The 23,538-nt window shown below is 61.1% G+C and carries 25 protein-coding genes, 1 pseudogene and 1 riboswitch; of the genes and pseudogenes, 7 read left to right on the plus strand and 19 right to left on the minus strand.

Annotation, left to right across the window (positions count from 1 at the left end; all coding sequences use genetic code 11):
- Nucleotides 1–5: 5 nt before the first annotated feature.
- The 12 genes from gcvP to BM413_RS21445 form a co-directional block, all read right to left on the minus strand.
- Entirely contained in the window at nt 6–2,816 is a 2,811-nt protein-coding gene (gene gcvP / locus BM413_RS21390; protein WP_091916715.1) for an aminomethyl-transferring glycine dehydrogenase, read from the minus strand.
- A gap of 15 nt (nt 2,817–2,831) precedes the next feature.
- Nucleotides 2,832–3,200, minus strand: a complete 369-nt coding sequence (gcvH, locus tag BM413_RS21395) for a glycine cleavage system protein GcvH (RefSeq protein ID WP_091916716.1) — start codon at nt 3,198–3,200, stop codon at nt 2,832–2,834.
- A 7-nt stretch (nt 3,201–3,207) separates the two neighbouring features.
- The gene (gene gcvT, locus BM413_RS21400; RefSeq protein ID WP_091916717.1) at nt 3,208–4,308 is read right to left on the minus strand and encodes a glycine cleavage system aminomethyltransferase GcvT; all 1,101 of its coding nucleotides are present in this window, start codon (nt 4,306–4,308) and stop codon (nt 3,208–3,210) included.
- 150 nt (nt 4,309–4,458) lie between these two features.
- Nucleotides 4,459–4,545, minus strand: a riboswitch (glycine riboswitch).
- Nucleotides 4,546–4,711: 166 nt separating this feature from the next.
- A complete protein-coding gene (locus tag BM413_RS21405) occupies nt 4,712–5,098 on the minus strand; it encodes a helix-turn-helix domain-containing protein (RefSeq protein WP_091916718.1) in 387 nt (128 codons plus the stop codon).
- 181 nt (nt 5,099–5,279) lie between these two features.
- On the minus strand, nt 5,280–6,071 hold the full coding sequence (locus BM413_RS21410; protein ID WP_091916719.1) for a molybdopterin-binding protein: 792 nt from the start codon (nt 6,069–6,071) through the stop codon (nt 5,280–5,282).
- Complete coding sequence (locus BM413_RS21415; protein ID WP_091916720.1) at nt 6,068–6,949, minus strand: cytochrome b/b6 domain-containing protein; 882 nt, start codon at nt 6,947–6,949, stop codon at nt 6,068–6,070. Before BM413_RS21415 ends, BM413_RS21410 begins: the two co-directional genes overlap by 4 nt.
- Nucleotides 6,950–7,070: 121 nt before the next feature.
- Complete coding sequence (gene fghA, locus BM413_RS21420) at nt 7,071–7,907, minus strand: S-formylglutathione hydrolase (protein WP_091916721.1); 837 nt, start codon at nt 7,905–7,907, stop codon at nt 7,071–7,073.
- Entirely contained in the window at nt 7,904–8,305 is a 402-nt protein-coding gene (locus tag BM413_RS21425) for a type II toxin-antitoxin system VapC family toxin (RefSeq protein WP_091916723.1), read from the minus strand. Before BM413_RS21425 ends, fghA begins: the two co-directional genes overlap by 4 nt.
- Complete coding sequence (locus BM413_RS21430; RefSeq protein ID WP_091916725.1) at nt 8,295–8,549, minus strand: FitA-like ribbon-helix-helix domain-containing protein; 255 nt, start codon at nt 8,547–8,549, stop codon at nt 8,295–8,297. The genes BM413_RS21425 and BM413_RS21430 overlap by 11 nt, the downstream gene beginning before the upstream one ends.
- A gap of 65 nt (nt 8,550–8,614) precedes the next feature.
- A complete protein-coding gene (locus BM413_RS21435; RefSeq protein WP_091916727.1) occupies nt 8,615–9,265 on the minus strand; it encodes a DUF1345 domain-containing protein in 651 nt (216 codons plus the stop codon).
- Entirely contained in the window at nt 9,262–9,747 is a 486-nt protein-coding gene (locus tag BM413_RS21440) for a YaiI/YqxD family protein (protein ID WP_091916729.1), read from the minus strand. Before BM413_RS21440 ends, BM413_RS21435 begins: the two co-directional genes overlap by 4 nt.
- Before the next feature lie 14 nt (nt 9,748–9,761).
- Nucleotides 9,762–10,889, minus strand: coding sequence for an S-(hydroxymethyl)glutathione dehydrogenase/class III alcohol dehydrogenase (locus BM413_RS21445; protein WP_091916731.1), 1,128 nt, complete (start codon nt 10,887–10,889; stop codon nt 9,762–9,764).
- 120 nt (nt 10,890–11,009) lie between these two features.
- Between BM413_RS21445 and BM413_RS21450 the strand changes: the two genes are divergently transcribed.
- The 5 genes and pseudogenes from BM413_RS21450 to dnaE all read left to right on the plus strand — a co-directional run bounded on the left by BM413_RS21450 (nt 11,010) and on the right by dnaE (nt 18,342).
- Complete coding sequence (locus BM413_RS21450; RefSeq protein ID WP_091916733.1) at nt 11,010–11,444, plus strand: potassium channel family protein; 435 nt, start codon at nt 11,010–11,012, stop codon at nt 11,442–11,444.
- A gap of 102 nt (nt 11,445–11,546) precedes the next feature.
- Nucleotides 11,547–13,559 carry an acetyl-CoA carboxylase biotin carboxylase subunit gene (locus tag BM413_RS21455; protein WP_091916735.1) on the plus strand — a complete coding sequence of 671 codons (2,013 nt, stop codon included), beginning with the start codon at nt 11,547–11,549 and terminating at the stop codon, nt 13,557–13,559.
- Nucleotides 13,560–14,252 (plus strand): HAD hydrolase-like protein, encoded by a 693-nt coding sequence (locus BM413_RS21460; protein WP_091916737.1) that lies wholly within the window; start codon nt 13,560–13,562, stop codon nt 14,250–14,252. It abuts the gene before it with no gap.
- 103 nt (nt 14,253–14,355) lie between these two features.
- A pseudogene (locus BM413_RS21465) lies at nt 14,356–14,633 on the plus strand (GIY-YIG nuclease family protein).
- Nucleotides 14,634–14,853: 220 nt separating this feature from the next.
- Complete coding sequence (gene dnaE, locus BM413_RS21470) at nt 14,854–18,342, plus strand: DNA polymerase III subunit alpha (RefSeq protein ID WP_244537954.1); 3,489 nt, start codon at nt 14,854–14,856, stop codon at nt 18,340–18,342.
- A gap of 17 nt (nt 18,343–18,359) precedes the next feature.
- Here dnaE and BM413_RS21475 read toward each other — a convergent pair whose 3' ends face one another.
- The 5 genes from BM413_RS21475 to BM413_RS21495 all read right to left on the minus strand — a co-directional run bounded on the left by BM413_RS21475 (nt 18,360) and on the right by BM413_RS21495 (nt 21,288).
- Complete coding sequence (locus BM413_RS21475) at nt 18,360–18,782, minus strand: type II toxin-antitoxin system VapC family toxin (RefSeq protein ID WP_091916741.1); 423 nt, start codon at nt 18,780–18,782, stop codon at nt 18,360–18,362.
- A complete protein-coding gene (locus BM413_RS21480) occupies nt 18,782–19,024 on the minus strand; it encodes a type II toxin-antitoxin system Phd/YefM family antitoxin (RefSeq protein ID WP_091916743.1) in 243 nt (80 codons plus the stop codon). The genes BM413_RS21475 and BM413_RS21480 overlap by 1 nt, the downstream gene beginning before the upstream one ends.
- Before the next feature lie 76 nt (nt 19,025–19,100).
- On the minus strand, nt 19,101–19,403 hold the full coding sequence (locus tag BM413_RS21485) for a DUF6958 family protein (protein ID WP_091916745.1): 303 nt from the start codon (nt 19,401–19,403) through the stop codon (nt 19,101–19,103).
- Nucleotides 19,400–19,852, minus strand: a complete 453-nt coding sequence (locus tag BM413_RS21490) for a YybH family protein (RefSeq protein WP_091916747.1) — start codon at nt 19,850–19,852, stop codon at nt 19,400–19,402. The genes BM413_RS21485 and BM413_RS21490 overlap by 4 nt, the downstream gene beginning before the upstream one ends.
- 107 nt (nt 19,853–19,959) lie before the next feature.
- Nucleotides 19,960–21,288: a DNA polymerase IV gene (locus BM413_RS21495; protein WP_091916749.1), complete on the minus strand. Its 1,329-nt coding sequence runs from the start codon at nt 21,286–21,288 to the stop codon at nt 19,960–19,962.
- Nucleotides 21,289–21,355: 67 nt separating this feature from the next.
- On the opposite strand from BM413_RS21495, the gene BM413_RS21500 reads away from it, so the two are divergent.
- The gene (locus BM413_RS21500; RefSeq protein ID WP_091916859.1) at nt 21,356–21,931 is read left to right on the plus strand and encodes a GNAT family N-acetyltransferase; all 576 of its coding nucleotides are present in this window, start codon (nt 21,356–21,358) and stop codon (nt 21,929–21,931) included.
- 9 nt (nt 21,932–21,940) lie between these two features.
- Here the strand turns inward: BM413_RS21500 and BM413_RS21505 are convergent, their stop codons facing one another.
- Nucleotides 21,941–22,594: a hypothetical protein gene (locus BM413_RS21505; protein ID WP_091916750.1), complete on the minus strand. Its 654-nt coding sequence runs from the start codon at nt 22,592–22,594 to the stop codon at nt 21,941–21,943.
- Entirely contained in the window at nt 22,591–22,890 is a 300-nt protein-coding gene (locus BM413_RS21510; RefSeq protein ID WP_091916861.1) for a DUF3572 domain-containing protein, read from the minus strand. The genes BM413_RS21505 and BM413_RS21510 overlap by 4 nt, the downstream gene beginning before the upstream one ends.
- Before the next feature lie 255 nt (nt 22,891–23,145).
- Here BM413_RS21510 and BM413_RS21515 point away from each other — a divergent pair, with 255 nt between their 5' ends.
- The gene (locus BM413_RS21515; protein WP_084496673.1) at nt 23,146–23,502 is read left to right on the plus strand and encodes a response regulator; all 357 of its coding nucleotides are present in this window, start codon (nt 23,146–23,148) and stop codon (nt 23,500–23,502) included.
- Nucleotides 23,503–23,538: the final 36 nt, after the last annotated feature.

A 23,538-nucleotide genomic window follows, 5' to 3' on the forward strand; every position in this document is an offset into this window, starting at 1 on the left:
GGTCTTTACTCCGCCGCCCCGAGATATTCGGTCACCGGCGGGCACGAGCAGACCAGATTGCGGTCGCCGCCGACATTGTCGATGCGCGAGACCGGCGGCCAGTATTTTGCAGCCGTTTCCGCGTCGCCGGCCGGGAAGGCCGCCTCGAGCCGCGAATAGGGATGCGTCCAGTCGCCGACGAGCGTTTCGGCAGCCGTATGTGGGGCGTTGACGAGCGGGTTGTCCTCGCGCGGCCATTCGCCCTTGGCCACGCGCTCGGCCTCGTTGGCGATGGCGATCATCGCTTCACAGAAACGATCGACCTCGCGCTTCGGCTCGGATTCGGTCGGCTCGACCATCAGCGTGCCGGCCACCGGCCAGGACATGGTCGGCGCGTGGAAGCCGAAGTCGATGAGGCGCTTGGCGACGTCCTCGACGCCGATGCCGGCACTTTCCTTGAGCACGCGCGTGTCGAGGATACACTCATGCGCGACGCGCCCGTTGCGGCCCTGATAGAGCACCGGGTAATGGGCCTTCAGCCGCTCTGCGATGTAGTTGGCGCTGAGGATCGCCGTTTCCGTCGCCTGCTTCAGGCCTAACGCGCCCATCATGCGGATATACATCCAGGTGATCGGCAGGATCGAGGCGCTGCCGAACGGGGCTGCCGAAACGGCATGCTCCGACCCTTCCGTGACATGGCCGGGAAGGTAGGGTTTTAGATGCGCCTTGACGCCGATCGGGCCGACGCCGGGACCGCCGCCGCCATGCGGAATGCAGAAGGTCTTGTGCAGGTTCATGTGGCAGACGTCGGCGCCGATTTCACCCGGCTGGGCCAATCCGACCAGCGCGTTGAGATTGGCGCCGTCGAGATAGACCTGTCCGCCATGCTCGTGGATTAGCGCGCAGATGTCGCGAATACCTTCCTCGAACACGCCATGCGTCGAGGGATAGGTGATCATCAATGCCGCAAGGTTGCCGGCATGCTCGGCAGCCTTGGCCTTCAGATCGTCCATGTCGACATTGCCGTCTTCGGTGCAGCGCACGACGACGACGCCCATGCCCGCCATCGAAGCGCTGGCCGGGTTGGTGCCATGCGCCGAGGACGGGATGAGGCAGACATTGCGGTGATGGTCACCGCGCGACTGGTGGTAGTGGCGGATTGCCAGCAGGCCGGCATACTCTCCCTGGCTACCGGCGTTCGGCTGCAGGGATACGGCGTCGAAGCCGGTGATCTCGCTCAGCCATTTCTCCAGATCGTCGATCATCTCGCGATAGCCGAGCGAATGCCCCGGCGGCGCAAAGGGATGCAGATTGGCGACCGACGGCCAGCTCACCGGCATCATCTCGGCGGCGGCGTTAAGCTTCATCGTGCAGGAGCCAAGCGGGATCATGGCGCGGTCGAGCGCGAGATCCTTGTCGGCCAACCGGCGCAGGAAGCGCATCATGTCGGTTTCCGAGCGGTTTTCGTGGAAGACCGGCTGGGTGAGGAAACCCTTACCGCGCGGGTTGGCCGGTGCCTTGACCTTGTCTGCCGGTGATGGCTTTGCGCCGAACAGCGCAGCGATGGCTTCGAGGTCTTCTTCGGTAGACGCCTGATCGAAGCTGACGCCGACGCGGTCATTGTCGATCACGCGCAGCAGACGGCCATCCTTCTCGGCGGTCGCGGCAATTTCCTTGGCCTTGCCTTTGGTGGTGATGGTGACGGTATCGAAGCGGCGATCGCCGTCGATTTCAACGCCTGCGGCCTTCAGCCCGAGCGCCAGGCGCTCGGCAAAGGCGTTTATCTGGCTGGCGATCGACTGGAGCCCCTGCGGGCCGTGCCAGATGGCGAAGGAGGCGGCCATGTTGGCAAGCAGCGCCTGTGCCGTGCAGATGTTGGAGGTCGCCTTGTCGCGGCGGATATGCTGCTCGCGCGTCTGCAGGGCGAGCCGGTAGCCGGGACGGCCATTGGCATCGACCGACTGGCCGACGAGGCGGCCTGGCATCAGCCGGGTCAGCTTGTCGGAAACGGCGCAGTAAGCCGCGTGCGGCCCGCCAAAACCCATCGGCACGCCGAAGCGCTGCATCGGGCCCACGGCGATATCTGCGCCGAGACTGGCCGGCGTTTCCGAAATGGTCAGCGCCAGCGGGTCGGCGACGAAGATGACGATTGCGCCGGCGGCCTTGGCCTTGGCGATCGCATCGGCGTGGTTGCCATAGACACCGAACGTATCGGGCCAAGAAACAACAAGCGCAGCGGTATTTTCGTCAATCGTCTCACCGTCTACCTCGATGCCCAGCGGTTCGGCGCGGGTCGTGACGACATCACGCGTCTGCGGATGAAGTGCGCCGGCGAACGCCACGCGATGACGCTTCTCGCGGTGATGGCGATAGGCGATGCCGACGGCTTCGGCGACCGCGGTCGCTTCGTCCAGCAGCGAGGCGGAGGCGACCGGCAGGCCGGTCAGTTCGGTCACCAGCGTCTGGAAATGGAACAGAAGCTCGAGCCGGCCCTGGCTGATTTCCGACTGGTAGGGCGTATAGGCCGTGTACCAGGCGGGGTTTTCGAACAGGTTGCGCTGGATGACCGGCGGCACGCGGCAGCCATGATAACCGGCGCCGATTAAGCTTTTCAGCACGACGTTCTTCGACATTATTTCCGCGAGCTCGACAAGCGCCTCGGCCTCGCTGGCGGGTGCGGGCAGATCGAGCGGGCGCTCGAGTCGGATCGATTTTGGCACGGCCTTCGAAATCAGCGTCTCGATAGAAGGTACGCCGAGTACAGCGAGCATGGCGCGCGTGTCAGTGGTGCTGGGGCCGATATGACGGGTGGCGAAAGGGTAGGGAGCGGCAGTCATCGTATCACCTGTGCCTTAACCTATGAGCGCTTTGTAGCCGGCTTCATCGAGCAGGCCGGCAAGCTGGCCTTCGTCGGAAAGCTTCATCTTCCACAGCCAGCCATCGCCGGTTGCAGCCGAATTGACCAGCGCCGGATCGGAAGCCAGCGCACCGTTGGACTCAACGATTTCGCCGTCGACGGGAGCGTAGACGTCCGATGCCGCCTTGACGGATTCGACGACGACGGCGACATCGCCCTTGGCAAGCTTTCGTCCGGCTTCGGGCAGTTCGACGAAAACCAGATCGCCAAGCTGTTCCTGCGCATAGTCAGTGATGCCGACGGTGGCGATGCCGCCCTCGACGCGGAGCCACTCGTGATCGTCGGTGAAATAGGTCGTTGCCATGAGAAGATTATCCTTTGCGGTAGCGATGCTGCGTGAAGGGGAGAGAAGAGATGTCGACGGGAATTTTCGTGCCCCGGACATCGGCGAAGATTTTCGACCCGCTGCTTGCGAGCGGCACCGAGACGTAGCCCATGGCCACCGGCGAACCGGCCGAGGGACCGAAGCCACCCGAGGTGACCCGCCCGGCGGGGTTTCCCGCTTCGTCGAAAAGTGATGCGCCGGCGCGAACCGGCTGGCGGCCCTGTGGCTTCAGGCCAACGCGCTTTTCGGTCGGGCCTTTTGCGAGGATGGCGCGCAATGCGTCAGCGCCTATGAACTGCCCGCTGGCGCGCAAATCCTTGGAAATCGCCCACATCAGGCCGGCGCTCGCCGGATCAATGTCCGGCGTGATGTCCTGGCCATGAAGGCAAAGACCGGCTTCAAGCCGCAGGCTGTCTCGGGCGGCGAGGCCGATCCACATCACCCGCTCATCGGAGAGCAGGGCCTCAAGAAGCTTTCGCGCATCTGTCTCCGGCAGGCCGATCTCGAAACCGTCCTCGCCGGTATAGCCCGACCGGCTCATGAACCAGTCTTTTTTCGGCTCGAAGCCATGCATGAACAGAAGTTCGCCGGTCTCGATGCCGGCGCGAGCCAAAGCTGCCCAGGCTTCCGGGCCCTGGATGGCGAGGAAGACGCGGTCCAGTGCATCGATCCTGCAGTCGAAATCCTTGGCCAGCGCGCGCAGATGCGCCTCATCCACTGCCGCGTTGCCGGCATTGGCGACGACCATGAAGCGCTCGGGTCCAAGCCTCGTGACGATCAGATCGTCGATGATACCGGCCTGCTCGTTGAGGAAGAAGGTGTATTTCGACTGGCGCTCCGAAAGCGCCGCTGCGTCGAGCGGACATGCCTTGGCAAGCAGCGCGGCCGCACCGGGGCCGGCGACTTCGAACAGGCGCATATGCGAAATGTCGAACAGCCCGGCATGGTCGCGGGTGTGAAGATGCTCTGCCATGACGCCGGCCGGATAGGTCAACGGCATTGACCAACCGGCAAACGCGCCAAAGCGCGCACCAGCTGCAATATGCAGGTCTTCGAGGGGTAGTTTCTTGGCGTCGGTGCCCGTCATGACATCTCCAGAGTCGCACGCAAGCGGCCGCTACGGCGGCCATTCCGTGCCCCTCTGTCTGAAGCCTGAGAGACTCGCGCAACCGGAACTCTGTCGGCGACGCTTACACCTTCGGCGCGGGAGGATTAGTCCCGACTTTCCAGAGTGTCTTTCCCATCTACGGTTCTTTTGCCTGAGAGATTTCGGGCGATTTCCCCTTCGGCGGCAGCAAACGCTGCTCTCTCCCGCAAACAGGTAGAATCCGGAAAACACCGGATCCTCGACGCAGCATAGCTAGCTCATGACCGACGCATTGTCACGCCCCATGCGACATACGCACAGCTTTGTTATTGCGCGGCAGAAATAGCGTGCGGCCATGAGGCTGATTATCGAGGCGACGACAAAGCGCGGACGGAAAAGCCCGTCAGCTCGCGGCGGCGAGACGGTCCATATCGTTCTGAAGGCGGACGATCAGGCTGCCGGTTTCGGCATGCAAGAGCTTGAGACGATCCAGTTGGGCGCCAACGGTTTCGATCATGTCGCTGTCGTCTTCCGGCTCGATCGGCCCGGTGCCGACGCCGTGCAGGACCCAGGACAGGCTGACATTAAGAATGCCCGATACCATGTTCAGGCGGTGTGCGCCGGGTTGCGAACGGTCGCTCTCCCAGGCGTTTATCGTCGACATCTTGACGCCAAGCCGCCATGCCAGTTGCTTGACGCTCATGCCGCTGGCCTCGCGGGCTCGGGACAGTCGGCCGCCGATCGTATCGAGATCCGGCGTTTCTTCGTAAATATTCGTGGTGTCGGACACCCGATTCACCTCCTGTGATGTGCGGATTATCCTGTTTCCGACATGGAAGCAGGTGCCCTAAACATGGCGGACCGACACCGGCATAGCAAGGAGCTTTGCACCAATATCGTGTAAAGTCTTGTATTTGAGGGTAATTCTTAGACTCAAAGTTCGACGGCCGGTCGGGGAATCGCGTCGTTTTTCAGATACCGCCGTACCAATCGTAGCCGCGGTCTTCCCAATAGCCGCCCTTGCCGTCACCCATTTGGGTGAAGCTGTCGACCAACTCGATTTTGCGGATATATTTCGGCATCTTGTAGCCAAGCTGGCGCTCGACGCGCACCCTGAGAGGAGCGCCATTTTGGACCGGCAACGGCTTGTCGTTGAGGCCATAGGCTAGAATGGTCTGGGGATGGCGGGCGTCGATCAGGTCGATCGAGTCGTAGTATTTTATGCCGCCCGAAAGCCCTCTCTCGATCGTGTCCATGCAATGGAAAACGGCATAGCGAGCCTGCGGTTTCACCCTGGCTTGGTCCAGCACCAGCGAAAGCGGTGTGCCGGTCCATTTGGCGATGCAACTCCAGCCTTCGACGCAGTCGTGGCGGGTGATCTGCGTACGCGACGGCATGGCAATCAGCTGTTCGCGCGATAGCGACAACGGCTTTTCGACCAGACCCGAAACCTCAAGCCGCCAGTCGGCAAAATCCTTGCTTTGGAATGCGAGATAGTCTTCGTCATCAGGCGCGGTTACGCCGTTGGGACGCTGCGGCTGGCGGATATCGGCCTCGGTGAATTCCTGCGCAAGCGAATCGCGACCGGCAAGCAGGCGCTGAACCCTGTAGGTGAGGTTGTTTGCACTTTCCAGAACACCCCGGACCCGGCTGTCCGTCGAAGACAGCGAATCGAAGGCGTCGCAACCCGAGAGCGCGAGGCCGGAGGCGCCCAGTGCAGCAGAGGTGAGAAAGCAGCGGCGGCTTATCTGAAACCGTTTCATGGCCGGGCGCTCCGTGTCGCGGGCTCGTCGCCGGATTTGGGCGGATCGGTGCGGTACCATCCGGTTATGATCGAACGCAGTTCGTTGAGCGGGCCGGCGGCAAGGATCATCAGCATGTGAATGATGAAGAAGGCGACCAGGAGCAGCATGATCGTGAAATGGATGGTTCGCGCCGTCTGCCTGCCGCCGAACAAGTCTGCCAGAAACGGGACAGCGGCGTTCATGCTGGGCGACATGGCCAATCCGGTCAGGATCATCAGCGGCAGGAGGATGAACAGCACGCCGCCATAGGCGAGCTTCTGCAACGTGTTGTAGTCGCGGCTATGACGAAATTTCAGCTTGGCGTGGTCCGCGATGTCGCCGGGCAGGCGCTTCAAGTCCGCGACACGCGGTGCGAGATCGCGGCGCAGATGTCCGTTGATCAGGCTGGCAACCAGCCAGACGAGCAGGGTGCCGGAGAGCAGCCAGGCGAAGAAGAAATGGATAACACGGCCAGTCGCCAGATCCTGATGCGAAGGAATCGTCGCCCATGCCGGAAAGGCGCGGGCCTGCAGGTCGTCGGGTCCGCCGGAGAGGCCCAGAACACCGGTGGTATCGAAGCGGTGGCCGAAGATATCGGTGTAGCCCTTAGGTCCGTCAGGCGTGTTTTCGGCGCTGAAGCCTAGTACCGAATTGTCGAAGCCGAAACCGGACTGCTTGCCGATATAGAGCGACGGATGTGCGTTGAATATCTGCAAGCCGGTCAGCAGCAGGAAGAAAAGCGCCAGCGCCCATATCCAATGCGTCAGCCGCGTCCAGGCGGATTGCCGATAGACGAGCCTGTCATCCTTTGCAGGCTTGATGCTGGATTGCATCTCACCGACTGCCGCATTGTCCATCTTCTGGTCCTCCCCGCAGCGCGATAATTGCCGCGCTGCAATTGGCAGATACTACTGCCAAGAAACGGGAGGGAACATTCACAGGTTTCAGCGCATGAATGACATTCGCGCGACAGGGAAGTTACTTCGCAAGTCTTTCGGCATGCCAGCGCAGATGGTCGTCCATGAAGGTCGAGATGAAGAAATAGGAGTGGTCGTAGCCATCCTGCATGCGCAAGGTGAGCGGAATGCCGGCCGCCTTGCATGCGTCATCCAGAAGCCACGGACGCAAGCCGTCATCAAGGAAGCCGTCTGCCTTGCCTTGGTCGACAAGGAACTCGGGAAAACGCTTGCCGCCCTCTATCAGCGCGACCGTGTCATAGGCGCGCCATGACGCCTCGTCGGCGCCGAGATATTTCTCGAAAGCGGGTTTCGACCAGCCGGCCGTCATCGGGTGCGCGATCGGCGCGAAAGCCGAACAGCTTTTGAAGCGGTCTGGATGTTTCAAGGCAATGGTCAGCGCGCCGTGGCCGCCCATGGAATGGCCGAAGATCGCCTGCCGGTTCATGTCCGCTGGAAACTCCTTGGCGATCAGCGCCGGCAGTTCCTCGGTGACATAGGAATACATGCGGTAGTTCGTGGCGAAGGGCGCTTGCGTGGCGTCGAGATAGAAGCCGGCGCCGCCGCCGAACTGCCAATTGTCCTTTTCGTCGGGAACATTCTCGCCGCGCGGGCTGGTGTCCGGGCAGACGATGATCAGGCCGAGCTCGGCGGCCAGCCGGCGGTATTCGCCCTTGTCCATGACGTTCTGGTGCGTGCAGGTCAGGCCCGACAGATACCAGACAACCGGGCAAGGGCCATCCTTGGCCTGCGGCGGCAGGAAAACTGCGAAGGTCATATCGCAGGCACATGCTTCAGAAGCGTGGGAATAGACGCCCTGGACGCCGCCATGGGATTTCGCGGTGGAGATGGTTTTCATGAAAGGGGCTCGATCAGCAATGTTTTGATTGAAAGGGATTTGGCGATGGCTGCGAGACGCTTGTCCGCAGTAGCCAGCGGTTGGTTACGTTCAAGCGCGAGAGCAAGATACATGCAATCGTAAATCTTGTGCGTATTGTCGGCTGCGATCTTTGTCGCACTGGGCAGCAACTGGTCGTCGGGCACAAATTTCGAAACCGCAACCTTCAGCGCCTGGGCGCCTGCAAGAATGCCGTCCAACGAGATCTGGCCGATGCGATGATATTTGAGCAGGGCATTTGTCGTTTCCATCAACAGCAGATCGGGGGCGGCGCATTCAGCTGAACGAAGTCGTTTTGCCGTCTCTGAAAATGGTGTCTCGACAAGCCATGGAACCGCAACGCTTGCGTCAATGATCATTATCTGGCCCGTCCCGATCGAGGCGGGCTTCCTCCATGATCTTCAGCGCCGTGTTCAGATCCACAGGCTTGCTTTTCGCGCGAATGGAATCGATCGTTGCCCATGCCTCTTCCCGTGTCATCCCGGCTTCGCGCGTTATGACGTCGCGCGCCAGTTGCTCGGCCGATAGCCCATTGGCTTTGGCGCGAGCCTTGAAGCTCTCGACGACGTCGTCGGGAATGTTCCTGATCACCATGCTGCCCATGGGAATTCCTCTGAAAGTGATATCACGATGATATCATTCCTCGCCGAACCTCACAACCGCGACGATCAACCCGCGAGCGAAACCACGAGATTGACTGCCGCCGCCACGATCACCGTGTTGAAGAAGAACGACAGGACGGAGTGAACCATCGTCGCAATGCGCATGGTGGTGGTGTTGATGTTGGTATCGGCGGTTTGCGCCGTCATGCCGATGACGACCGAATAATAGAGGAAATCCCATCCCACCGGCCGTTCAGTGCCCGGAAAAATCAGGCCGCCCACCGGCTTGCGGTTGCGCTTGTCGGATGTGCTGTCGCCTTTCCAGTAAAGATGCGCGTAGTGCAAGGCGGCCATCGTATGAATGGTGAACCAGCCGAGCGGCAGCGACAGCATCGAAAAGGCGAGCCCGATCGGATGCGGCGCGTCCTTGGCGTTCATCAGCAGGAACAGCGAGCCCACCGCGACGCAGATGATAACGGCTGTGGCGAGGAAGATGATGCCGATAGGCTCGTCGGCGTCCTGCGCGCGCCGGCTGAGATAGTCGGCACTGAACGACGGCATCTGCCTCAGCATGAGAGCGATATAGATGACGAAGAAGACATTCGCGCCGATCGCATAGGCAAGCGGCTGCTTCAGCAGCAATGCCAAAGCGAATGCCGCCAGCCCCAGGATTACGCCGGCATAGAACGGAAAATGGCGGACGCTCAGTATGTTCATCCGGCCGCATCCTTCGCGGCACTTTCGGCAAATGCCTTTGCCTTTCGTGCCGTCTGGTCGAGCGCGCCGAGAAAGCGCGAACGGTCCTGCGGCGTGAAGCCTGCATTGTAGCCCTTGCTCTCACCCGTCTCGCGCAGATGCTGCTTCAGGTCGCGCATGGCGACCGCCATGCCGATCGTCTCGTGGGTGAAGGGCTTTCCGGTCATGCCGAGAACATGCGCGCCCAGCGCTACGGTGCGTGCGGCCAACGGAATGTCGGCCGTCACGACGATGTCGTTGGGTTTTGCGTTCTCGACGATCCAGTCGTCCGCCGCGTCGGCGCTTTTGGAAACGACGACGTGGCGGATCATCGGGTCGCGGGAAGGGCGCAAGCCCCCGTTCGAGACGAAAACCACCACCAGCCCGAGCCGGTCCGCGACCTTCTCGGCCTCCGCCTTCACCGGGCAGGCATCAGCGTCGACATAGATGATCGGGTCCGGCATGCGCTTTCCCTGGCTTAGTAGATCACCACGCTTCTGATGCTCTCACCACCATGCATCAGGTCAAAGCCCTTGTTGATGTCTTCGAGCGGCATGGTGTGGGTGATCATCGGGTCGATCTGGATCTTGCCTTCCATATACCAGTCGACGATCTTCGGCACGTCGGTGCGGCCGCGCGCGCCGCCGAAGGCAGTGCCTTTCCAGGTGCGGCCGGTGACCAACTGGAACGGCCGCGTCGAGATTTCCTGGCCCGCACCTGCAACGCCGATGACGATGCTCTCGCCCCATCCGCGGTGAGCCGCTTCAAGGGCTTGGCGCATGACCTTCACATTGCCGGTGCAGTCGAAGGTGTAGTCCGCCCCGCCGATCTGGTCGGCACCGCGCTTGGTCATGTTGACGAGGTAAGGCACGATGTCGCCGTCGATCTCCTTCGGATTGACGAAATGCGTCATGCCGAACTTCTCGCCCCATGCCTTGCGGTCGTTGTTGATGTCGACGCCGATGATCATGTCGGCGCCGGCCATCCTCAGGCCCTGAAGCACGTTGAGGCCGATGCCGCCAAGGCCGAACACGACCGCCGTCGCGCCGATCTCGACCTTGGCCGTGTTGATGACCGCGCCGATGCCGGTGGTGACGCCGCAGCCGATGTAGCAGATCTTGTCGAACGGCGCGTCGGGGTTGACCTTGGCCAGCGCGATCTCGGGCAGGACCGTGAAGTTCGAGAAGGTCGAGCAACCCATATAGTGGAAGATCTTGTCCTTGCCGATGGAGAAGCGGCTGGAACCGTCGGGCATCAGGCCCTGGCCCTGCGTCGAGCGGATCGCGGTGCAGAGATTGGTCTTGCGCGACAGGCAGGACGGGCACTGGCGGCATTCGGGCGTGTAGAGCGGGATGACATGGTCGCCCTTCTTCAACGACGTGACGCCCTTGCCGACATCGACGACGACGCCGGCGCCCTCATGGCCGAGAATCGCCGGAAAAATGCCTTCCGGGTCGGCGCCCGAAAGCGTGAACTCGTCGGTGTGGCAGATGCCGGTCGCCTTGATTTCGACCAAGACCTCGCCTTCGCGCGGACCTTCGAGGTCGACTTCCATGATTTCAAGCGGCTTTCCGGCTCCAACGGCGACTGCGGCGCGGGTCTTCATCAGGCAATTCCTTCTGCGTAGATCTGTCTCAATGGTTGGGTCGGTGCTTGTCAGACTGACTAGGCGAAATGTCCGCGTTTTGCCATAGCTGGGCCACCATCTGCGCCTTTAGTTCGCAGCATGATCGCAAATCTTCTCCTCGCCATGATCTTCGACGTGTTGACTTTCCTGGTGCATGTGGCCGGATTGATCGTCCTTACGCATATTGTCTCCTTTCTGCTGTCGCATCCTCTGATCGACGGCAAGCAGGGCGAAAAGGCTCTGGCGATGGGCGCGCTTGCACTGGGATTGTTCGTTCTGGTTTGCATCGAGCTTGCGATCTGGGCTGCCGGGATGCTGGTGGTCGGCGCGCTGCCGGATTTCGAGACCGCGTTTTATTTCTCTGCCTCGACATTCGCCACCGTCGGCTTCAACGATGTGACTCCGTTGAAAGAGTGGCGGCTGCTTTCCGCCATGGAAGGCATAACCGGCCTTCTCGTCATGGGTTGGACAGCGGCCTATCTGGTCACCTCAGGCGTGCGCTTCGGACCTTTCGAGCGCGACAAGCATTTCTGAGAGTGGCAATTTCTCGCGCAAAGCGGGTTTGTGAATCCGGCACTTGAGGCGCGGCGGGATAGTCCATAAAACGATCCCCGCCACCGGAGGAACCATTCGTTCATGTTCAAGAAAATCCTGATCGCCAATCGTGGCGAGATCGCCTGCCGCGTCATCAAGACAGCCCGCAGGATGGGTATCGCAACGGTTGCCGTCTATTCAGACGCCGATCGCGATGCGGTTCATGTCGAAATGGCGGATGAGGCGGTGCATATCGGCCCGGCGGCGGCCGCACAAAGCTATCTGGTGGCCGAGAAGATCATCGAAGCCTGCAAGCAGACCGGGGCGGAGGCTGTGCATCCGGGCTATGGCTTCCTGTCGGAGCGGGCTTCATTCTGCGAGGCGCTGGAAAAGGAAGGCATCGTCTTCATCGGTCCCAAGCCCAAGGCGATCAAGGCCATGGGTGACAAGATCGAATCGAAGAAATTCGCCAATGCGGCGAAGGTCTCGACAGTTCCGGGCTATCTCGGCGTTATCGAGGACGTCGATCATGCCGAAAAGATCGCCGGCGAAATCGGCTATCCCGTGATGATCAAGGCGTCAGCCGGCGGCGGCGGCAAGGGCATGCGCATCGCGTGGTCTGAGGCCGAAGTGCGCGACGGCTTCGACCGCGCTCGCTCGGAGGCGAAAAGCTCTTTCGGTGACGACCGCGTTTTCATCGAGAAATTCGTCGTCGATCCGCGCCACATCGAAATCCAGGTCCTGGCCGACGGTCACGGCAACGCCATCTATCTCGGCGAGCGCGAATGCTCGATCCAGCGCCGCAACCAGAAGGTCGCGGAAGAAGCGCCTTCGCCATTCCTTGACGAGAAGACACGCAAGGCCATGGGCGAGCAGTCCGTGGCCTTGGCCAAAGCGGTGGACTATCAGAGCGCCGGCACGGTCGAGTTCATCGTCGATAGCCAGAAAAACTTCTACTTCCTTGAAATGAATACACGTTTGCAGGTCGAGCATCCTGTAACCGAACTTATCACCGGCATCGATCTGGTCGAGCAGATGATCCGTATTGCCGCCGGTGAAAAACTGGCGATCAGCCAGGCCGATGTGAAGCTGAACGGCTGGGCCGTCGAGAGCCGGCTCTACGCCGAGGATCCCTACCGCAATTTTCTGCCCTCCATTGGCCGGTTGACCAGCTACCGGCCGCCCGAGGAAGGAAAATTCGGCGACATCGTCATCCGCAACGATACCGGTGTGACCGAAGGTTCGGAAATCTCGATGTTCTACGATCCGATGATCGCAAAGCTCTGCACCTGGGCGCCGACCCGGCTCGAAGCGATCGATGCGATGTCCGAGGCGCTGGATATGTTCGTGGTCGACGGCATCGAGCACAACATTCCGTTTCTGGCGGCCCTGATGCAGCATCCGCGCTGGCGCGAAGGCCGACTTTCGACGGGTTTCATTGCCGAGGAATATCCTGACGGCTTTGCGCCGATCACGCCGAACGCGGAGGAGAAGTCGGTTCTGGCCGCGATTGCCACTGTGGTCGAACTCTTGCGGCGTGACCGCCTCGATCGCCTGACCGGGCGGCTGGCCCCGCATTCTGGTGTGCTGAAGCCGGATTGGGTCGTGCGCATCGGCGACGATTATATCCCGGTCGCGGTCGGCGAGGGCATGGTTTCGATCCCCATCGAGGTCGACCTTTTGATCGCCGGCGGCAAACCGATGACGGTTATTTCCGACTGGCGCCCGGGCGAGGCCGTCTGGCAGGGAACTGTCGGTGGACGCAGCATTGCGGCGCAGATCAGGCCTGTGCCGAACGGCATCCGCATCGCCTGGAAAGGCATGTCGGTGACGGCGCGCGCCATGCTGCCGCGCACCGCAGAACTCGACCGCCTTATGCCGGTGAAAATTGCGCCCGATACCTCCAATCTACTGCTATGCCCGATGCCCGGACTGGTGGTTTCGATTGCTGTCGCCGAGGGCCAAGAGGTCAAGGCCGGCGAGACATTGGCCGTGGTCGAGGCGATGAAGATGGAAAACGTGCTGCGCGCCGACCGCGACCTGACGGTCGAGAAGATCAATGCCAAGGCCGGCGACAGCCTTGCCGTCGATGCCGTGATCATGGAGTTTGCCTGAATGGATGTTTCCGCGCGGCGGCAGGCCGTTCTGTTCGATCTTGACGGGACGCTGACGGACCCCTTCGTCGGCATTACCAAGTCGCTGCAATATGCGGTCGAAAAGCTCGGCCGCATCGCGCCTGCTGCCGACGATTTGCGCTGGTGCATCGGTCCGCCGATCAAGTCGGCGTTTGGCATTCTGCTCGAGACCGAAGACCCGGCTTTGATCGACGAGGGCGTGCGGCTCTATCGCGAGCGCTATTCGGATGTCGGTAAATTCGAGAACATCCTGATCGACGGCATTCCCGAGGCGCTGGCCGAACTGGTTGCCGATGGCTACTTCCTGTCGGTCGCGACCTCCAAGCTGAAAACCTATGCCGGCGAGATCATCGACCACTTCGATCTTCGCCGCTATTTCAACGTCGTGCACGGCTCTGAGCTGGATGGCCGAAATTCCGTGAAGGGCGACCTGATCGCCCATATTCTGGCAACCGAGCCGGTCGATGCCACACGAACCGCCATGATCGGCGATCGTTCGCATGATGTGGTCGGCGCCAAGCTGAACGGCATCGAGACCGTCGGCGTGCTTTGGGGCTACGGCGATCGCAAGGAACTGGAAGACGCTGGTGCTGCGCGAATTGCCGGGCGACCTGCGGAATTGCGTCATCTGATCGGCGCGTTGCTGGAGCCGACCGCGCGCTTTACGGCATGATTTTACGGAGGCTATGGTCCGGAATGGGTCCCGGATAGCCTTCGCTTCGCTACGGCTTCCGGGATGACGTCGGTATTCGCTTTTCCGGAGTCTCATCATAGCCATGAGCGGGTTCGTTTACATCCTAGCTTCGAAACGAGACGGAACGTTGTATACCGGCGTGACCGCCGGCGCGTATGGGAACACAAGCAACGCATGACAAAGGGCTTCACTGCTCGATACGGAGCAATACGGCTGGTCTGGTATCAGGAATATCTGGACATCGGTGAAGCGATCATTGCCGAAAAGCGGATCAAGAGATGGCGTCGATCGTGGAAGATCGAACTGATCGAGAAGATGAACCCGGATTGGCGTGAACTCTACGGGGGCATGGGCTGGTAAGACTGCGGAAATCCTCCGTGCGTCATCCCGGAAGCCGTAGCGAAGCGAAGGCTATCCGGGACCCATTCCGTAACGCTGAAATGAATGCAGGCTTCTGTGTTCAATGTGATTTCGCACTAGACCCACGGCGCTCCATGACCACAATAGATACCTGAGTCGAGTAGCAAAGGCGTAAGATATGGCGAGCGACAGGCCTCCGCGCGACCCCATCCTGCGCAGCATGCAAAATGCGCCGGTGAAGGCCCAGCCTGTCCAGCGCAACTTCATCCATCTTCGCGTGCATTCCGCCTATTCGCTGCTGGAAGGCGCGTTGCAGGTCGGCAAGATCGTCGGCCACGCCGTCAAGGACAGCGCGCCGGCCATCGCCATCACCGACACCAACAACCTGTTCGGTGCGCTCGAATTCGCGCAAAAGACCACCAAGGAGGGCGTGCAGCCGCTGGTCGGCTGTCAGACAAGCCTGTCCTTCACTGGTGAGGTCAATGATTCCTCGCGCGGCGGCAATCGCCGCCAGGGGGCAGATCTGCACCCGATCGTGCTGATCGCCGCGACCGAAGAGGGCTACGCCAATCTCGTTCGCCTTGTCAGCCGCTCCTATCTCGAAACGCCGCCAGGCGAAGCGGTGCAGGTCACCACGGAATGGCTGGAGGAGTTCTCGCCGGGGCTGATCTGCCTTACCGGCGGGCCGCTTGGGCCTGTCGGCACGGCGCTGAAATCCGGCCATACGGAACTGGCCGAAACAAGGCTTCTGGCGCTGAAGGCACTGTTCGGCGATCGGCTCTATGTCGAACTGCAGCGTCTCGGCGGCTATGACCGGAACCTCGAAGCCGCAACCATCGATCTTGCCTATCACCATCGCCTGCCGCTGGTCGCCACCAATGAGGCGTTCTTCCAATCCCGCGACGACTACGAAGCCCATGACGCGCTGATTGCCATCGCCGAAGGCTCGGTCGTTGCGTCCGACGAGCGTCGCCGTCTGTCGCCCGACAATTATCTGAAGAGTCAGAAGGAGATGTCGGCGCTTTTTGCAGACATTCCTGAAGCGCTCGACAACACAATCGAGATCGCGCAGCGCTGTTCCTACTACCCGAAGAAGCGCAATCCGATCCTGCCGCGCTTCACCGGTGGCGACGAAGCCGATCCGACGGAAGCGCTCAAGGCCGAGGCCGACGAATTGCGCCGCCAGGCCCGCGAGGGCTTGCAGCAGCGCTTCGAGACAGCCGGTCTGACCGAAGGCTTCACGGTCGAGCAGTACAGCGAGCGGCTGGAATTCGAGCTCGGCATCATCGAACGGATGAAGTTTCCCGGCTACTTCCTGATCGTCTCGGACTTCATCAAATGGGCGAAGGCCCAAGGCATTCCGGTCGGCCCAGGCCGTGGTTCGGGCGCGGGCTCGCTGGTTGCCTATGCCCTGACCATCACCGATATCGATCCGCTGCGCTTCTCGCTGCTGTTCGAGCGCTTCCTCAACCCCGACCGCGTTTCGATGCCCGACTTCGACATCGATTTCTGCCAGGACCGGCGTGAAGAGGTTATCCGCTACGTCCAGGGCCGTTATGGCCGCGATCAGGTCGGCCAGATCATCACCTTTGGAACGCTGCAGGCGCGCGCCGTGCTGCGCGACGTCGGGCGCGTGCTGCAGATGCCCTATGGTCAGGTTGACCGCCTCTGCAAGATGGTGCCGCAGAACCCGGCAAATCCGGTGAAACTTGCCGACGCCATCGCCAACGAGCCGCGTTTTGCCGAGGAGACCGAGAAGGAGCCGATCGTCCAGACGCTGCTCGACATGGCGCAGAAGCTGGAAGGGCTTTACCGCCACGCCTCGACGCACGCCGCCGGCATCGTCATCGGCGACCGTCCGTTGTCGGAACTGGTGCCGATGTACCGCGACCCGCGCTCCGACATGCCGGTCACCCAGTTCAACATGAAGATGGTCGAAGAGGCCGGGCTGGTGAAGTTCGACTTCCTCGGCCTGAAGACGCTGACGGTACTGGAGACCGCGGTGCGGCTCATTCGCCGCCGCGGCATCGAGGTCGATCTGGCGCGCATTCCGCTCGATGACGAGAAGACCTACGCGATGCTGTCGCGCGGCGAGGTCGTCGGCGTGTTCCAGGTTGAAAGTGCCGGCATGCGCAAGGCGCTGATCGGTATGAAGCCCGACCGCATCGAGGATATCATCGCGCTGGTCGCGCTCTACCGGCCGGGCCCGATGGAGAACATCCCGACCTACAATGCGCGCAAGCATGGCGAGGAGGAGATCGCCTCGATCCATCCCAAGATCGATCATCTGGTCAAGGAGACGCAGGGCGTCATCGTCTACCAGGAACAGGTGATGCAGATCGCGCAGGAATTGGCCGGCTACTCGCTCGGCGAAGCAGACCTTCTGCGCCGCGCCATGGGCAAGAAGATCCGCGCCGAGATGGACAAGCAGCGCGAGCGCTTCGTTACCGGTGCGGTGGAAAAGGGCGTGAGCAAGCCGCAGGCCGATTTCATCTTCGACCTTCTGGCCAAGTTCGCCGACTACGGCTTCAACAAGTCGCACGCCGCTGCCTATGCGGTGGTGTCCTACCAGACCGCTTATCTGAAGGCGCATTACCCCGTCGAGTTCCTTGCCGCGTCGATGACGCTGGATATGTCCAACACCGACAAGCTCGCCGACTTCCGACAGGATGCGCTGCGCCTCGGTATCGACGTGGTTGCGCCCTCGGTGATGACCTCGTTCCGCGATTTCGAGGTTGCCGAAAACCGCATCTTCTACGCGCTGGCAGCCCTCAAGGGCGTCGGCGATGCCGCCGTCGAGCACATCGTCGCCAAGCGCAAGGAAAAGCCGTTCGCCAGCCTTGCCGATTTCTGCGAACGCATCGATCCGAAGATTGTCGGAAAACGCGTCTTCGAAAGCCTGATCATGGCCGGCGCCTTCGATTGCTTCGGTCATGACCGGGCAGCCCTTATGGTCGGCGTCGAGCGCATGATGGGCATGGCGCAGCGCGCGCAGGAAAATGCCGCCTCGGGCCAGTCCGACATCTTTGGCAGTGCGATGGGCGGACAGGCGCAGACGCTACATCTGCCTGCGGCCGATATCTGGCTTCCCGCGGACCGGTTGCACCGCGAATTCCAGGTCGTCGGCTTCTATCTCTCGGCGCATCCGCTGGATGAGTATAAGGCGGTTCTGGAAAAGATGCGCGCCCAGACCTGGGCCGACTTTTCCATCGCCGTGAAGCGGGGCGCTGCTGCCGGACGGCTGGCCGGCACCGTCACGTCCAAGCAGGAGCGCAAGACCCGCACCGGCAACAAGATGGGCGTCGTCGCTTTCTCCGACACCACAGGCCAGTATGAGGCGGTACTGTTTTCGGAAGGGCTGGCGCAATATCGCGATCTGCTCGAGGCAGGCCGTTCTGTCGTCATCACGGTCGCGGCCGAAGACCGCCCGGAAGGCATCAACCTGCGTATCCAGACCGTGCATTCCCTGGAAGACGAGGCAAGCCGCGTCCAGAAGGCACTACGCGTCTACCTGCGCGACGCATCGCCGCTCGGAACCCTTGCCAACCAGCTCAACGTCAAGGGCGAGGGACAGGTGAGCTTCGTGCTCATCAAGGATGGCGCGCAGGGCGAAGTCGAGGTCGAACTACCCAACCGCTACCGCATCTCGCCGCAGATAGCATCTGCCATGCGCGCCGTTCCCGGCGTGGTCGAGGTGGAGTTGGTTTAGCGCCGGCGGGCTTTTGTTTAAAGAAGCTGCGTTTTCAGGCCGAGCGGGAGGCCGGCTTCGGCCAATCGCTTGTCGAGCGTAACAACGGTTGCACCGTTGTCAGCCGCCACGGCGAGATGCAGGGCGTTGCCGGCTCTCAGTCCGAGCGTATATTGATCAGCAAAACGCGCAGCAGCGCGAAACTGCGCCCCGGATATCGGGAGAGTGTTGAATGAATTGGAAACAAGCTGGACGAACGCGGCGAGGGCTGAAGCGCGGTGCTCAGCCGATAATTGATCCGTACGAAGCTTGATTGACAGGGCTGCAGAGAATTCCGTTATGACCCAGTCACTGATTGCGAGTTCGTTCGGATCCTGTTGGCTCAGCCAGCTTTGAATCTCATCGGTTCTAGCTTCCTTGGTCAGTGCGGCGACCAGCACTGATGTGTCGATATAGAGCATCAATACCGGTCGCCATCGCGAACGTCGCGCATGAACTCGCCGGCGGACTGCCGCTGCGCAGGCATTTGGTCCGTGATGCTTTTCAGTGCGGCCAAATCAATCGATTGCAGCGTTTTCTTGACGGAACTCAGTTGCGCAATCGGCTTGCCGCGCCGCGTAATGCGGACTGTGTCGCCTTCAGCGACGCGACCGATCAGTTCGCTGAGATGCGCCTTTGCGTCGGCGAGATTGACGGTGCTCATAGATATTCTCATGACCAGTTAGTTGGTCATATATAGCACCTAGTCAACTTGGGTTCAATCAGTGCCGGTAACAGCATCAAGCCTTGTGCAGCCGAAGTGGCGTGACCTTTTCCCGCGCGATGATGCGCTTGGCTTCCAGATCGAGTTGAACGGCCTTCATCCACCAGCCTGACTTAGCTCCGCCGGGAAATAACGCCTGCGGCAGATGATCTACGACGCGCTTCTGAACCTCCGCCACGGTCAGCCCCGGTGTGGTGCCTGGCAGCGTCTTTAGCAAAGCGTGCTTCATGGCCTCATACATCGCTGCGTCGACAAACTCGACCTTGCCGGGATGGTTCACGTTCTCGATCCCGATCTTACCGGGTTTGCTTGTGGTCATGCCGCATCCTCCTTGGATTTCGGCTCAAGGTCGATTGCTGCGCGAAAACTCCCGTCCATGTAGAATGGCACGGACGTATGCTCATGCGCGATCTTCCAGACGCCGTTGGTACGCTTGAGGCAGACCGTCGCGCGTGACCAGAAGACAGCCCTTTCGCCGCCTTGCCTGGTCGTGGCGCTGGTGCGGTAGAAGCCGTGGCCGAAGGCGATGTCGCCGTCGATCGTAATCTCGAAATCATGCGCTTCGATCTCGACCGGCCCTTGCCAGGTATCGAACCAGGCTGAAAGACCATCGACATTGGGCCGATGATCGAGCGGCGGCGCTAGATCGAAAATCAGCGCTTCAGGCTCGTATTGGGCGATAACGCGGGCCGCATTCTTGTCGTGATGCGCCTGACGGATGGCGTCCATGACGGCGCGGATTTCTTTCCTGTCGGTGTTGATGCTCATGACAAATCCTCCGTTGTCCCTGGGGATGCATCCGAAGGACGAACAAGGAAGGTGATATCCGACAGGAGGAGAGGATTTTTATCGCGCAACGCTAATGGTGCTGCGGTTCAGTCTTCCACATCCTCGCGCGGATGCGCCCTGCGTCCCTTGCCGAAGGTGTAGCCGGTTTCGACTGCCGTCTTCCCGAACTTGTCGCGCAAGGCGTCCATGGCGCCCTCGGCGAGCGCGCGCTTGCGAGACTGCACGTCGATGAGGTCGGGGGGATCGGCCTTCTCGACGCCGGTCAGGTCGCTGACGCCTATGCCGAGCAGCCTGTATTTCGTGCCGTCGGTTTCCTTCGCCAGAAGCTGCATGCCGGTCTGGAAGATGCGATCTGCCAGCCGCGTCGGGTCGCCGAGCTGGCGGTTGCGCGTGCGGATCTTGAAATCCTGCGTCTTCAGTTTCAGCACCACCGTGCGCCCCGCGATGCCGGATTTCTTCAGCCGTGTGGAAACCTTTTCAGACAATGCCCGCAAGATCGGCACCAGATCGGCGGAGGAGGCGAGGTCGGTGTCGAAGGTGGTTTCCGCCGACACGCTTTTCGCGTCATGGTCGGGCTCGACGCGGCGCGTATCCTGTCCGCGCGACAGCCGGTAGAGCCGGTCGCCCATCGTGCCGTAGCGCCGCATCAGGTCCCCGCGCTCCATCCGCTGGATCTGGCCGATGGTGCGGATGCCGTCGCTTTCCAGCGTCGCGGCGAAGGCTTTCCCCACGCCCCAGATCAGCGTTACCGGCTGCTCGGCGAGAAACGTGACGGCTTCCGCTTCGCCGATGATCGAAAAGCCGCGCGGCTTGCGGAAGTCCGAGGCGACTTTCGCCAGGAATTTGCAATAGGAAAGACCGGCCGAAACGGTGATGCCGATTTCCTTTTCGACGCTCTGCGCGAACCGCGCCAGCACCAATGCGGGCGGGAGGCCATGAAGGCGCTCGGTGCCGGCAAGATCGAGAAACGCTTCGTCGATGGAGATAGGTTCGACCAGCGGCGTCAGCGCCTGCATCATGGCGCGGACCTCGCGGCCGACGCGGACATATTTTTCCATGTTGGGCGAGATGACGACAGCTTGCGGGCAGGCTTCCAGCGCCTTGAACATCGGCATCGCCGAACGTACGCCATTGATGCGCGCGATGTAGCAGGCGGTCGAGACGACGCCGCGCTTGCCGCCGCCGATGATCACCGGCTTGTCCTTCAGATCCGGATTGTCGCGCTTCTCCACCGCGGCATAGAAGGCGTCACAATCGATATGGGCGATATGCAGCGCATAAAGCTCCGGATGCCGCATCAGGCGAGGGCTTCCGCACTTGGTGCAACGCATTGCCGGCCCGCGCTGCACGGCGAGACAATCTCGACAGAAACCGTGGCTTGGATCGTTGACAGAGGTGCCCATGACTGCGAACATAAGAGGAACATCGCAATCTTATGGCAGCAGGCTGCAGCTCGCAAGGCTGCGGTCGCAAGGATGTATGATGAAACTGACAATCGAGCCGCTGACAGTCGATCTATGGCCGGCTTTCGAAGATCTCTTTGGCAAGCAAGGCGCCTGCTACGGCTGCTGGTGCACGCATTTTCGGCTGCCGCCTGCGCAGCGCCGGGAAAACGACCGGGTGCACAACAAGGAATTCATCAAGGCGCGCATCGAATCAGGTCCGCCGCCCGGCCTGCTGGCGTTCGAGGACGATATCGCGACGGGTTGGATGCAGATCGGACCGAGGGCGGATGTGCCCGAATGGAACAATGCGGGCAGGGGCTCCGCTCCGCTCGAGCCTGAGGAAGCCGCCGATCCGTCCGTCTGGGCGATCTCCTGCTTTTTCATCCGCAATAAGGCGCGGGGCAAAGGGCTGACTCATAGACTTGTCGGTGCCGGGGTCGAATTTGCACGCAAGAACGGTGCGCGGTTTGTCGAGGCCTGTCCGATGAACCAATCGAAGGATTCGCGCTCGCTCGGCCTTTTCGTCGGTTCTACCCGGGTTTTCGAGAAAGCTGGCTTTTCGCAGATGATAGAGCGCAAGCCAGGCCGGCCGCTGATGCGTTTTGTGGTGTAGGTTCTGAGCCTAAATACCCAAAGCAACAGTGATTTTTGGCGCAGCATCGTGCCAGTCGTCTACGAAGGTGATGCCTTCCGGCAACGGCGGCATGAGCGCACGCAGGCCCTTGTGCGCCATGAGGTGAAAGAGGTGGGCGTCGGCGACCGTCTCTTGCACCGAAACGAGATTGCGGGCGATGTCGTCGACGAAGGCGACCGGGCGAGGATGTTCACCGCGCAGCTGCCTAATCGCCGGACCTTTCGCCGTTTCGGTGGTCACCAGCGGGTAGGGGAAGCCAAGCCGGTCCAGAAGCATGCGTCGGGTCGCCCGGTGCTGATGCGGCATCGCCGTCAGCATGACGATTTCCGCTTTCTCGGCTATCGCCGCGACAGCCTCGACTGCGCCCGCCGGCGCGACCTGCCAATCGGCCTGAACGAAGAAGAAATCTTCGATCAGCGTCGAAACGCGTTCGTTGGCGAGAGCCTCATTCGTATCGCGGTCGAAGACATTGCCGTGAAGCCTAAACGAATCGGTTTTCAGGTCCAGGCCGTGCGACCTGAGAAAGCCGATGAAGGGCTGAACGAATTCCAGAACCACCTCATCGACGTCGAGTACAAGAAGCGGGCGCTCGTCTCTGGCCAGCTCGGCGATCTGGCGTGCGGTTTCGGGATCGTCGCTCATATCGAAGACTGGTGGTTGTCGTCGCCGAGTGGCAGGCGCCGCAATGCCGCTGCGATATTGGCCGGCGCAATGCCGGAGCTTTCCGAAAACTGCATCAGCGTCGGTTCGTGGGCGAGGATGAATTGCAGCACGCCCGCCAGGAAACCCGGTTCGCGCGCCGCCTCGCGAATCGCCGATGCTTCGATGCCGGTCAAGGCAAGGAAGCGCGGCAGGAGTTCAGGGTCCGATGCGACGAAGACGAGTGCCTCGATGGCGATCGCCTCGGCGTCCTTGCTCGTTGAAAATTTATCGACCATCGTCACTTTCATGCCACCGATGCGAAAACGTTTGTCGGAAGTAACCGCTACGATCGGCTCGGGCAAGTCTTCGGGCGGTCGCATCAAAAATGGTATAGGATTGATGTTTGAATTCGCCGCGACGGATCGGTTTCCGTTTCGTCAATGATCTTGCGCTAATGTTGTCGCGGGTTTGGTGCCATCGGCAAGGCGCGTCAAGAAGTATAGGCTGGCGCGATCGGCAGTCGGGACGGGAAATCTATGGCTAAGAAGGTTATGATCGTCGAGGACAATGAGCTCAATATGAAGCTCTTCCGCGACCTGATCGAAGCAAGCGGCTATGAGACCGTGCGCACGCGCAACGGCCTGGAAGCGCTTGATCTTGCCCGTACCCATAAGCCTGATCTGATCCTGATGGACATCCAGCTGCCGGAGGTCTCCGGCCTCGAGGTGACCAAGTGGTTGAAGGAAGACGACGAACTTCACGTCATACCTGTCATTGCCGTCACTGCATTTGCCATGAAGGGCGATGAGGAACGCATTCGCCAGGGCGGTTGCGAAGCCTACATTTCGAAGCCGATCTCGGTTCCGCGCTTCATCGAAACAATCAAATCATATCTGGGTGACGCATGATGCCTGCTCCGTCGCCCTCGCATCGGCAGGAAGCAT

It is taken from the genome of Mesorhizobium sp. YR577 (assembly GCF_900116595.1).
GTDB lineage: Bacteria > Pseudomonadota > Alphaproteobacteria > Rhizobiales > Rhizobiaceae > Mesorhizobium_M.

Bases quoted from the DNA above. Each gene is read 5' to 3' on its own strand.
- dnaE (WP_244537954.1), top strand. From the start codon at position 14,854: ATGCAAAATGCGCCGGTGAAGGCCCAGCCTGTCCAGCGCAACTTCATC.
- BM413_RS21480 (WP_091916743.1), bottom strand. From the start codon at position 19,024: ATGAGCACCGTCAATCTCGCCGACGCAAAGGCGCATCTCAGCGAACTG.
- gcvP (WP_091916715.1), bottom strand. From the start codon at position 2,816: ATGACTGCCGCTCCCTACCCTTTCGCCACCCGTCATATCGGCCCCAGC.
- BM413_RS21500 (WP_091916859.1), top strand. From the start codon at position 21,356: ATGAAACTGACAATCGAGCCGCTGACAGTCGATCTATGGCCGGCTTTC.
- gcvH (WP_091916716.1), bottom strand. From the start codon at position 3,200: ATGGCAACGACCTATTTCACCGACGATCACGAGTGGCTCCGCGTCGAG.
- BM413_RS21475 (WP_091916741.1), bottom strand. From the start codon at position 18,782: ATGCTCTATATCGACACATCAGTGCTGGTCGCCGCACTGACCAAGGAA.
- fghA (WP_091916721.1), bottom strand. From the start codon at position 7,907: ATGAAAACCATCTCCACCGCGAAATCCCATGGCGGCGTCCAGGGCGTC.
- BM413_RS21435 (WP_091916727.1), bottom strand. From the start codon at position 9,265: ATGAACATACTGAGCGTCCGCCATTTTCCGTTCTATGCCGGCGTAATC.
- BM413_RS21450 (WP_091916733.1), top strand. From the start codon at position 11,010: ATGATCGCAAATCTTCTCCTCGCCATGATCTTCGACGTGTTGACTTTC.
- BM413_RS21440 (WP_091916729.1), bottom strand. From the start codon at position 9,747: ATGCCGGACCCGATCATCTATGTCGACGCTGATGCCTGCCCGGTGAAG.
- BM413_RS21515 (WP_084496673.1), top strand. From the start codon at position 23,146: ATGATCGTCGAGGACAATGAGCTCAATATGAAGCTCTTCCGCGACCTG.
- BM413_RS21415 (WP_091916720.1), bottom strand. From the start codon at position 6,949: ATGGACAATGCGGCAGTCGGTGAGATGCAATCCAGCATCAAGCCTGCA.
- gcvT (WP_091916717.1), bottom strand. From the start codon at position 4,308: ATGACGGGCACCGACGCCAAGAAACTACCCCTCGAAGACCTGCATATT.
- BM413_RS21455 (WP_091916735.1), top strand. From the start codon at position 11,547: ATGTTCAAGAAAATCCTGATCGCCAATCGTGGCGAGATCGCCTGCCGC.
- BM413_RS21430 (WP_091916725.1), bottom strand. From the start codon at position 8,549: ATGGGCAGCATGGTGATCAGGAACATTCCCGACGACGTCGTCGAGAGC.
- BM413_RS21490 (WP_091916747.1), bottom strand. From the start codon at position 19,852: ATGAGCATCAACACCGACAGGAAAGAAATCCGCGCCGTCATGGACGCC.
- BM413_RS21460 (WP_091916737.1), top strand. From the start codon at position 13,560: ATGGATGTTTCCGCGCGGCGGCAGGCCGTTCTGTTCGATCTTGACGGG.
- BM413_RS21425 (WP_091916723.1), bottom strand. From the start codon at position 8,305: ATGATCATTGACGCAAGCGTTGCGGTTCCATGGCTTGTCGAGACACCA.
- BM413_RS21505 (WP_091916750.1), bottom strand. From the start codon at position 22,594: ATGAGCGACGATCCCGAAACCGCACGCCAGATCGCCGAGCTGGCCAGA.
- BM413_RS21495 (WP_091916749.1), bottom strand. From the start codon at position 21,288: ATGTTCGCAGTCATGGGCACCTCTGTCAACGATCCAAGCCACGGTTTC.
- BM413_RS21510 (WP_091916861.1), bottom strand. From the start codon at position 22,890: ATGGTCGATAAATTTTCAACGAGCAAGGACGCCGAGGCGATCGCCATC.
- BM413_RS21445 (WP_091916731.1), bottom strand. From the start codon at position 10,889: ATGAAGACCCGCGCCGCAGTCGCCGTTGGAGCCGGAAAGCCGCTTGAA.
- BM413_RS21485 (WP_091916745.1), bottom strand. From the start codon at position 19,403: ATGACCACAAGCAAACCCGGTAAGATCGGGATCGAGAACGTGAACCAT.
- BM413_RS21410 (WP_091916719.1), bottom strand. From the start codon at position 6,071: ATGAAACGGTTTCAGATAAGCCGCCGCTGCTTTCTCACCTCTGCTGCA.